The 9,646-nt window shown below is 73.1% G+C and carries 9 protein-coding genes; 6 read left to right on the top strand and 3 right to left on the bottom strand.

The genetic code is table 11. The features are described from left to right. Positions 1 to 163 precede the first annotated feature (163 nt). Positions 164 to 670, bottom strand: coding sequence for a PaaI family thioesterase (locus ABZ272_RS31985; RefSeq protein WP_355053674.1), 507 nt, complete (start codon positions 668 to 670; stop codon positions 164 to 166). A gap of 55 nt (positions 671 to 725) precedes the next feature. On the opposite strand from ABZ272_RS31985, the gene ABZ272_RS31980 reads away from it, so the two are divergent. Both ABZ272_RS31980 and ABZ272_RS31975 read left to right on the top strand, forming a co-directional pair. Then, positions 726 to 1,202, top strand: a complete 477-nt coding sequence (locus ABZ272_RS31980) for a helix-turn-helix domain-containing protein (protein ID WP_355053673.1) — start codon at positions 726 to 728, stop codon at positions 1,200 to 1,202. 318 nt (positions 1,203 to 1,520) lie between these two features. After that, positions 1,521 to 2,564, top strand: a complete 1,044-nt coding sequence (locus tag ABZ272_RS31975; RefSeq protein ID WP_355053672.1) for a S1 family peptidase — start codon at positions 1,521 to 1,523, stop codon at positions 2,562 to 2,564. 63 nt (positions 2,565 to 2,627) lie between these two features. Here the strand turns inward: ABZ272_RS31975 and ABZ272_RS31970 are convergent, their stop codons facing one another. Continuing rightward, positions 2,628 to 3,347, bottom strand: a complete 720-nt coding sequence (locus tag ABZ272_RS31970) for a DUF998 domain-containing protein (protein ID WP_355053671.1) — start codon at positions 3,345 to 3,347, stop codon at positions 2,628 to 2,630. Positions 3,348 to 3,501: 154 nt separating this feature from the next. Between ABZ272_RS31970 and aspS the strand changes: the two genes are divergently transcribed. The 4 genes from aspS (at position 3,502) to ABZ272_RS31950 (ending at position 8,420) form a co-directional block, all read left to right on the top strand. Further along, the gene (gene aspS, locus ABZ272_RS31965) at positions 3,502 to 5,307 is read left to right on the top strand and encodes an aspartate--tRNA ligase (protein WP_355053670.1); all 1,806 of its coding nucleotides are present in this window, start codon (positions 3,502 to 3,504) and stop codon (positions 5,305 to 5,307) included. 94 nt (positions 5,308 to 5,401) lie between these two features. Then, positions 5,402 to 6,211 carry a sugar nucleotide-binding protein gene (locus ABZ272_RS31960; RefSeq protein ID WP_355053669.1) on the top strand — a complete coding sequence of 270 codons (810 nt, stop codon included), beginning with the start codon at positions 5,402 to 5,404 and terminating at the stop codon, positions 6,209 to 6,211. Between the two features lie 64 nt (positions 6,212 to 6,275). Beyond that, positions 6,276 to 6,893, top strand: a complete 618-nt coding sequence (locus tag ABZ272_RS31955) for a helix-turn-helix domain-containing protein (RefSeq protein ID WP_355053668.1) — start codon at positions 6,276 to 6,278, stop codon at positions 6,891 to 6,893. Between the two features lie 114 nt (positions 6,894 to 7,007). Then, positions 7,008 to 8,420, top strand: a complete 1,413-nt coding sequence (locus ABZ272_RS31950; protein ID WP_355053667.1) for an MFS transporter — start codon at positions 7,008 to 7,010, stop codon at positions 8,418 to 8,420. A gap of 145 nt (positions 8,421 to 8,565) precedes the next feature. On the opposite strand, the gene ABZ272_RS31945 is transcribed toward ABZ272_RS31950, so the two are convergent. Beyond that, positions 8,566 to 9,315, bottom strand: coding sequence for a GNAT family N-acetyltransferase (locus tag ABZ272_RS31945; protein ID WP_355053666.1), 750 nt, complete (start codon positions 9,313 to 9,315; stop codon positions 8,566 to 8,568). Positions 9,316 to 9,646: the final 331 nt, after the last annotated feature.

Genomic DNA, 9,646 nt, shown 5'->3' with positions numbered 1-9,646 from the left:
CGACAATGAGTCACCCAAGCGATCATCGACGCCGAACCTAACGGCAACCAGCCGAACCGATCACCACAGACATAGAAGCGTCTTGCACTTTCTGTTGTCACGAATCGGGGCACAGCCCGCGTTTCGGCGACAGGAACTGCAAGATCGACGGCGAGGGATGGGGTCAGGGGAGGGGGAGGATCAGGCAGGTGCTGGTGGCGTGGGCTGTCAGGCGGCCCGCCGCGTCCGTTAGGCGGGCTTCGGCCAGGGCGGTGCGGCGTCCGCGTTGCAGGACCGTGCCCTCGCAGCTCAACGTGCCGCTCGCGACGGTGACCGGCCGGAGGAACTTCACGTTCAGGTCCAGCGAGGTGTAGCCGACCCCGGCGGGCAGCGTGGTGTGTACGGCGCAGGCGGCGGCGGTGTCCAGCAGTGTCGAGAGGACGCCGCCGTGCACGGTGCCCAGCGGGTTGTAGTGGAACTCCTGGGGGGTCAGCTCGACGACGACGCGCCCCTCGTCGGCCTCCATGCGGGCCATGTCGAGCAGGTGCATCACCGGGGGTGCGGCCAGTTCCCCCGCGATCATCGCGCGAAGCATGTCGAGGCCGCTGCGCTGACCGACCTGGGCCGCGTTGGCCGCTGGGTCCGACCAGGTGAAGGTGCGGCTGCGCGCCGGCTCCTGAGTCTGCGTCATGGATGCAGCCTCGCAGTATGTTGCTGAGTCTGTCAATGAGACCTAGCCTGGTCGGATGAGGCCCGCGGCACTGGACTGGTCGGTGGAGAACTGCACCATCGCCCGCGCGATGGAGATCCTCGGCGAGCGGTGGACCATGGTGGTGCTGCGCGAGGTGTTCAGCGGCGTACGGCGCTTCGACGACATGCGGGTCCGTACCGGGATCCCCAGGCAGGTTCTCACCAACCGGCTGGCCCTGCTGGTCGAGCGGGGCGTCCTTCGTCGTGAGCCGTACCGGGAGCCCGGCAGCCGGCTGCGCCACGAGTACCGGCTGACGGAGATGGGCTTCGCCCTCTGGCCCGTGCTCGTCGCCGTGCTCGGTTGGGGCGACAGGTACCTGGCCGACGCCGAGGGCGCGCCGTTGCGCGTGGAGCACCGCGACTGCGGCGCCGAGGTGCGCGCCGAGTTGCGCTGCGCCGACGGACACGCGGTGGCGGACGCCCGCGACGTACTGCCCCGCCCCGGGCCCGGCGCGCGCCGCCGCACGGTCTGACGTCGCCCGCCCGCTGTGGCGGGTCGGCGTCACATGCGTTCGCTCGTTGTGGCGCCAACGGCCGCCGTCGCGCGAGGGTGTCCGAAGGAGATCCGGCGATCGTCGGGGTGTGACGGCAGGTGCCTCCGAGCGTGTCCGTGGTGTTGCGGCGGTGTGATCGATGTCGGTCGACGAATTCGGGCGAAACCAGATCTTGTTAATGATCTTAAGTATGTGAATACTTCAGTTCACTCGGCCGGTTTTCGCAGATCGGCCGGGTTGCCCTCGGGTCAGCCGTCCCCGGCCAGACCCGTCTCCCCCGCCCAGGAGGTTTGTTACATGCGACCCACGAGGTCCTCCTTCCGCGTTGCGGCGACCGTTGCCGTGAGCGGAACCCTGGTCGTCGGCTCGCTCATCGGCGCACCCGCCCAGGCCGCCCCCGCCGCCTCGCCCGACGCCGGCGCGGCCCTCTCCGCTCGGCTCGGCGACCGCTCCGCCGGCTCGTACATCGACGCCAGCGGCAAGACCGTCGTCACGGTGACCGACGCGGCCGCCGCGAGCGCGGTCAGCAAGGCCGGAGCGAGCGTCCGGTACGTCACCCGTGGCGCCGCCGAGCTCAACCGGGCCACCGCCGAACTGGAGCGTTCGGCGAAGATCCCGGGCACCGCCTGGTGGAGCGACCCGATCACCAACCAGGTGGTCGTCTCCGTCGACAGCACCGTCACCGGCGCCAAGCTGGAGCGGGTCAAGGCGGCCGCCGCGCGTGCCAACGGCGCGGTGCGGGTAGAGGCCGAGGCCGGCGTGCTGAGCACCCGGATCTCCGGTGGCCAGGCCATCTACACCGGCGGTTACCGCTGCTCGCTGGGCTTCAACGTGCGCAGCGGCAGCACCTACTACTTCCTGACCGCCGGGCACTGCACCAACCTCGGCAGCAACTGGTACTCGAACTCGAGCCAGACCAGCCTGCTCGGCACCCGTACCGGCACCAGCTTCCCGGGCAACGACTACGGCATCGTGCGGCACAGCAACTCGGCGAACGCCGCCGGTAACGTCTACCTCTACAACGGCAGCTACCGGGACATCACCGGCGCCGGCAACGCGTCGGTCGGCCAGTCGGTGCAGCGCTCCGGCAGCACCACCGGCCTGCGTAGCGGCTCGGTGACGGCGACCAACGCCACGGTGAACTACGCCGAGGGCTCGGTCTCCGGCCTGATCCGCACCAACGTCTGCGCCGAGGGTGGCGACAGCGGTGGCTCGCTCTTCTCCGGTAGCACCGCGCTCGGCCTCACCTCCGGCGGCAGCGGTAACTGCCGCACCGGCGGTACCACCTTCTTCCAGCCGGTCACCGAGCCGCTCAGCGTCTACGGCGTCAGCGTCTTCTGATCGACGTACCGCACGCGGGCCGCCGGGGCACTCCGGCGGCCCGCGTCGCGCGTCCGGGTCGGCTCACGCGAGCGGGTCGGGCCCGTCCGTCGGCAGCAACGAATCCGGGGGTACGACACCGGTCGTCGGCACTGCCGGCCCGAGCGCCGTGGTACCGGCGGCGGCCCACGCCAGGTGCGCCTGGCGGGCCGACAACACCGCCAGCAACGGCCAGATCGAGACGCCCACCGCTGTCACCCGTTCGGCCAGGCCGGTCCGTGATCCGCCGGTCACCTCGAACGCGAACCAGCCGAACAGGGCGAGCAGCACCAGCGTGGCGCTCAACGCCACGCCGCGCCGGAACGCCCAGGGCGGTTGCGGCGTCCGTGGATGCGCGGCGTCCGGACCACGCGACAGCCGCAGCGCCGACCCGGCCGGCCAGAGCGCCAGCGCCAGGACGGCGATGGTCGCCACGATGCCGTGGCTGAGCGAGCCGCCGACCGTCGGCCGGGGAAAGGCGACGAGCGCGATGGTGGCCACGCCGCCGGCGGCGAGCAGGAAGCGACTCGGAAGGCCCGCCGCGTGCAGCACCGCGGCGGTCGCCAGGTAACAGCACCCGAGCAGCACCAGGGCACTGATCATGATCCAGGCGTCGGTTGCGTCGCGCCCGGCCAGTTCGCTGATGGTGTCCCGGATCGGGTCGTACCCGGCGGGCTGCCGGGCGCCCGCGACCGTCCAGCCGCCCACCAGCAGCACCGGCGCGGCCACCGCCGTGGCGACGCCCCAGTTCGGTACGGCGCGCATCAGGCCACGCTAACCGGCATCGGGCCCCGTCGCCGGGGTTCGCCGGCTCGTCCACCAGCGAATCGGGCCGGGCTGACGGGTGCCCCCCAGCGGGGCCGGCCACCCCTGACAGAATGCGGGGTGAGGACTGTTCCACGATGAGGAGTTGCCAGCCGTGATCCGTACCCACAATGCCGGAAGCCTGCGCGCCGCGGACGCCGGCTCGACGGTGACGCTCGCCGGGTGGGTGGCCCGCCGGCGCGACCACGGCGGTGTCATCTTCGTCGACCTGCGCGACGGCTCCGGCGTCGTGCAGGTGGTGTTCCGCGAGGAGGACGCGCACGCGCTGCGCAACGAGTTCTGCGTGAAGGTCACCGGCGAGGTGACCCGCCGCCCCGAGGGCAACGAGAACCCCGACCTGCCCACCGGCGAGGTCGAGGTGACCGCCGCCGCGCTGGAGGTGCTCTCCGAGGCCGCGCCGCTGCCACTGCCGGTGGACGACCAGGTCGAGGCCGGTGACGACATTCGGCTCAAGTACCGCTACCTGGACCTGCGCCGCAGCGGCCCGGCGAACGCGCTGCGGCTGCGCTCGCGCGCCAGCCAGCTCGCCCGGGGCGTGCTGCACGAGCGGGACTTCCTGGAGATCGAGACGCCGACGCTGACCCGGTCGACCCCGGAGGGCGCCCGGGACTTCCTGGTGCCGGTGCGGTTGCAGCCCGGCAGCTGGTACGCGCTGCCGCAGTCGCCGCAGCTGTTCAAGCAGCTGCTGATGGTCGGCGGCATGGAGCGGTACTACCAGATCGCCCGCTGCTACCGCGACGAGGACTTCCGCGCCGACCGGCAGCCGGAGTTCACCCAGCTCGACATCGAGATGTCCTTCGTCACCGAGGACGACGTGATCGATCTCGGCGAGGCGATCGTCACGGCGCTCTGGAAGGACCTGGCCGGGCACGAGATCACCCGACCGATCCCGCGGATCACCTGGCACGACGCGATGGCCCGGTACGGCTCGGACAAGCCGGACCTGCGCTACGGCGTCGAGCTGACCGAGCTGACCGACTACCTGCGCGGCACCGAGTTCCGGGTCTTCGCCGGCGCGATCGACGCGGGTGGCTACGTGGGCGCGGTCGTGATGCCGGGCGGCGCGAGCCAGACCCGCAAGGAGCTGGACGGCTGGCAGGACTGGGCCAAGGCGCGCGGCGCGCGGGGCCTGGCGTACGTGGTGCTGGACGCCGAGACCGGCGAGGCGCGCGGCCCGGTGGCCAAGAACCTCTCCGCCGAGCACCTGGGCGGGCTCGCCGACGCGGTCGGCGCCAAGCCGGGCGACGCGGTCTTCTTCGCGGCGAGCACGACCACCCGCGAGGCGCAGGAGCTGCTCGGCGCGGCGCGGATCGAGATCGCCAAGCGCTCCGGCCTGATCGACGAGAGCGCCTGGGCGTTCTGCTGGGTGGTCGACGCGCCGATGTTCGAGCGCACAGACGAGGGTGGCTGGACGGCCGTGCACCACCCGTTCACCTCGCCGAACGCGGAGTGGGTGGACCGGTTCGAGGAGGCGCCGGACCGGGCCCTGGCGTACGCGTACGACATCGTCTGCAACGGCAACGAGATCGGCGGCGGGTCGATCCGTATCCACCGGGGTGACGTGCAGAAGCGGGTTTTCGACCTGCTCGGCATCACGCCGGAGGAGGCGCAGGACAAGTTCGGCTTCCTGCTGGAGGCGTTCAAGTACGGCGCCCCGCCGCACGGCGGCATCGCGTTCGGCTGGGACCGGGTCTGCATGCTGCTGGCCGGCGCGGACTCCATCCGCGAGGTCATCGCGTTCCCGAAGACCCGGGGCGGTTTCGACCCGCTGACCGGCGCACCCACCCCGATCACGGGCCAGCAGCGCGCCGAGGCCGGCATCGATGCCAAGCCCAAGCCCGCGCCTGCGGTCCACACCGGCACCGCCGGCCCGGCCGCCCCGGTAGCCGACCCGGTCTAGCCCGCCCGCTGTTTGGTTGATCAAGAGGTTTGCGTCATCATCGCCCCGCGAGATGACGCGAACCTCTTGATCGTCTGTGGGGGAGTGGGCCGGGATGCGGGTGCTTGTCGTCGGGGGTAGTGGGTTTCTCGGGCGGGAGGTGTGTCGGCGAGGCGTGCGCGTGGGGCTTTCGGTCGTCGGGACGTTCCACTCCGGTGAGATCGCGGTGCCGGGTGTCACGGCACGTCGGCTGGACGCCACCGACCGGGCCGCCGTGCGCGCGCTGGTCGCCGAGGTGCGGCCGGACGCCGTGGTCGCCACCCCCTACCGGTACGACGACTGGACGGTCACCGCCGACGGCGCCGCCCACGTGGCCCTCGCCGCCGCCGAGGTGGGCGCGCGCCTGGTGCACCTGTCCAGCGACGCGCTGCACGGCGGCCGGCCCCAGCCGTACGCCGACGACGAGCCGCCCAGCCCGGTCAACGCGTACGGGGCCGCGAAGGCGGCGGCCGAGACCGCCGTGCGCGCGATCGATCCCGGCGCGGCGCTGGTGCGTACCTCGCTGATCCTGGGGGAGGGCAGCAAGCAGATCCAGCTCTGCCGTGACGCGCTCGCCGGCCGGGCCGTGCTGTTCACCGATGAGGTCCGGTGCCCGGTCGACGTCACCGACCTGGCCGACGCCGTGCTGGAGCTGGTCGGCTCGTCGTACGCCGGTCTGCTCAACGTGGCGGGCGCGGACGCCGTCAGCCGGGCCGAGCTGGGCCTGCTGGTCGCCGAGCGGTTCGGGCTGGACGCGACAGGGCTGAAGACCACCACGGCCGCCGCCGTCGGCGTGGTGCGCCCGAGCGACGTACGCCTCGACTCGACCCGCGCCGCCGGTCTGCTGCGGACGCGGCTGCGCGGGGTACGGGAACTCCTGGCCTGACGACATGCACACTTCCTGTGCACAACTCTTGTGCACAGGAAGTGTGCAGAGATAGTGTGCAGTCATGGTGAATGACGAAGCGTCCCCGCAGCCGACTCCGCGGGAGGTGCGGATCGACAAGCGGCAGGTCCGGGTGCTCGCGCACCCGCTGCGGATGCGACTGGTCGGTGCCCTGCGGGTGAACGGGCCCGCCACCGCCACCACCCTCGCCGAGCTGCTCGGCACCAATACCGGCGCGACCAGCTATCACCTGCGCCAACTCGCCGAGGTCGGGCTGGTCACCGAGGATCCCGACCGGGGCAGCGGACGGCAGCGCTGGTGGCAGGCCGCGCACGATGTCACGAGCTGGGAGCCGAGCGACTTCGACGACGACCCCGACGCCCGTGCCGCCATCGAGTGGATCCAGGGCGACCAGGTGCGCCTCCTCGTCGAACACGCCGACCGCTGGTTCGCCAACCAGCACGAGTGGTCGCCCGCCTGGCGGGACGCCTTCGGCATGGGCGACATCTTCCTGACGGTCCCGCCCGAGCGGCTGGAGGCGCTCAAGGCGGAGGTGTGGCAGGTGCTGGAGCGGTACCACCGGGAGGCCGAGTCGGTCGACCCGGCCGAGCCCGCCGACCCGCAGGCCCGGCCGGTGCAGGTCTTCCTGGCCGCCTATCCGCTGCTGGACGGTCCCCGATGAGCGCGAGGAGTGAGCCGGGTTTGCGAGCCCCGCAGTCGCGAATGGAGGTGGCGTCGTGAGCGCGAGGAGTGAGCCGGGTTTGCGAGCCCCGCAGTCGCGAATGGAGGTGGCGTCGTGAGCGCGCTCACCGTACGCCAGGTCCGGCGTCGTTACCTCACGCTGTACGGCCTGCGCTGGCTGCCCACGGGCCTGCTGATCCCGGTGATGATCCTGCTGATGCAGGAGCGCGGCCTGTCGCTGCCGCAGATCGGTCTGGTCACCACCGCGCAGGGGCTGCTGGTGCTCGCGCTGGAACTACCCACCGGTGGCTTCGCCGACGCCCTCGGGCGCAAGCCGATCCTGCTCGCCGCCGGGGTGCTCAACCTCGCCTCCCTCGCGGTGTTCGCGGTGGCTGACTCTTTCGCGCTGTTCTTCCTGGTCTGGGCCCTGCAGGGCGTCTACCGGGCGCTCGACAGCGGCCCCCTGGAGTCCTGGTACGTCGACGCCACCCTGGCCGCCGACCCGCGGGCCGAGTACGAGAAGGGCCTCGGGTACGCCGGCACCGTCGTCGGCATCGCCATCGGCGGCGGGGCCCTGCTCAGTGGCGGACTCGTCGCGCTCGGGCCGCTCGGCCCGGTCAGCGCCCTCACCGTGCCGGTGCTGGCCGCGCTCCTCGCGCAGGCGGTGGCACTCGGCGCGTTGCTGGTCCTGCTGGTCGAGGAGCGTCCGGCCACCGGTCTGACGGCGGTGCGCGCGTCGGTGACGCAGGCCCCCCGCATGATCGGCCAGGCGGTCGGCCTGCTGCGCCGATCCCGGGTACTTCTCGCGTTGGTCGCGGTGGAGCTGTTCTGGGGCTTCGGCATGATCACCTTCGAATCGCTGCTACCGGTCCGGCTCGCCGAGGTGGTCGGCGACCCGGAACGGGCCGCCGCGCTGCTGGGGCCGGCCAGCTCCGCCGCCTGGATCGCCAACGCCGCCGGCGCGGCGCTGACCCCGCTGCTGCTGCGCTGGCCCGGGGCGGCGCCGGGCGCGGCCCTGCTGCGCATCCTGCAGGGCGTCACGGTGGTCGGGATGGGCCTGTTCGCCGGCCCGATCGGGGTGCTCGTCGCCTACCTGGCCTGCTACGCCGTGCACGGCGCGTCGAACCCGCTGCACAGTGGCCTGCTGCACCGCCAGGTCGACGGCCCGTACCGCACCAGCGTGCTCTCCCTGAACTCGATGATGGGGCAGCCGGCCGCCGCGCTCGGCGGAGTCGTGCTGACCGCGCTCGCGGCCAGCACCAGCGTGGGTACGGCGATGGTGGTCGGCGCGGTCGTGCTGGCCGTCGCCGCCCCGCTCTACCTGCCCGCCTGGCGGGCCGACCGGCGGGCCGTGTCGGACCCGGCCGGTGGGCAGCCTCCGGCCGGCCCCGGCGCTGCTGTGGATCCGCCCGGCCTGCCCGGCCCGCGCGGCGGCGTGGACCCCGCCGGCCCGGCCGGTGGCGGCGCGGACCCGACGGGCGGTGGCGTGGACCCGACCGTGGCGGCAGTGCCGGTCGAGCGGAGTTAAGGGCCATCAGAACTGGCCGGCCGGCCGGGACCGCGCACGGCGGCGTTGCGGTGGCGTCCGGATATGACACCGTATCCGGACGTCACCGCGCCTTCGATCACCGCACGGCCTCCGCCCCGGCTCGACCGCCCTTGGGAAACGGGGCCTAGCGCTCGGCACCCAGGCGGATCGAGGTGCGGGGCAGGGTTCCGGTGAAGCCGAGGCGACGGTAGAGCCGCACCGCCCCGACATTGTCCGGATAGACGCCGAGCGCGACGGTGTCGTGCCGGGACAGCAGCGCCCGGGTCATCCCGGCGGTCAGCGCCGCGCCCAGCCCTCGGCCCCGCTGGTCGGGGGCGACGGTCAGGCCAGCCAGAAAGCCGACGTCTCCCCGGCTGCGGTCCGCGCCGCACGCCACCACCCGATCGCCGGACCGGATGCCGTACCAGTCGACGACCGTAGGGTCGCCCGGCCGCGTGGTGGTGGTCGGGAACGCCTCGTCGACCAGCGCCTCCAGCGCCGGGCTGTCGGCGTCGGTCAGCCGAACGACCCGCTGCTCGTCGGGCTGCTCCGGTGGCGCGACGGTGGTCCAGTGGAAGTCCCAGTCGACGTGCTGCGCCACCGCCACCCGCCCGACCGCCAGGGCGGGGTCGAATCGGGGCAGGTGCAGCCGGTTCTCCGGCCGGAGCAGGCCCTCGGCGACCAGCGTGGCGCACAGGTCCAGTACCGGCCCGGCCGGGCCCACGGCGTCGGCGCCGAAGCCGCGCTCGGGTGGCAACAACCACAGCACGGCGCCGTCGCGTTGCCAGCCATGCGCCGGGGTGCCCGGCGAGAGCGAGTGCCGGACGAACGGGTGCCCGCCCGCGGCGGCCAGGATCGTGGCCCGGTCGTGTAGCGCCTGGGTCTCGATGATCACGGGGCCAGCCTAGGAGTCGGCGTGCCGGCGACCGCGCCGGGCCGGGCCGGCGATGCGCCCCGCGCCCGTGCTGCGCCCCGCGCCCGTGCTGCGCCCGCGCCCCGCGCCTCGCGCCTCGCGCCCGCGCCCGCGCCCCGCGCCCGCGCCCCGCGCCCGCGCCCCGCGCCCGCGCCCCGCGCCCGCGCCCCGCGCCCGTGCTGCGCCCGCGCCCCGCGCCCTCGCGTCCATGATCCTCACAACTTCAGGGAGCTAGTTGCATCCTGTTTGTGCTGGTGGGCGGGGGTTGACGGGGCTGGTGGCGGCGGTCCAGGTACTGGCTGCGCCCGTGTTG

Source organism: Micromonospora sp. NPDC005979 (assembly GCF_040614415.1).
In the GTDB taxonomy this organism is placed as follows: domain Bacteria; phylum Actinomycetota; class Actinomycetes; order Mycobacteriales; family Micromonosporaceae; genus Micromonospora.
The sequence above is the reverse complement of the archived record's forward strand: the minus strand, read 5'-3'. Positions and strand labels throughout refer to the sequence as shown.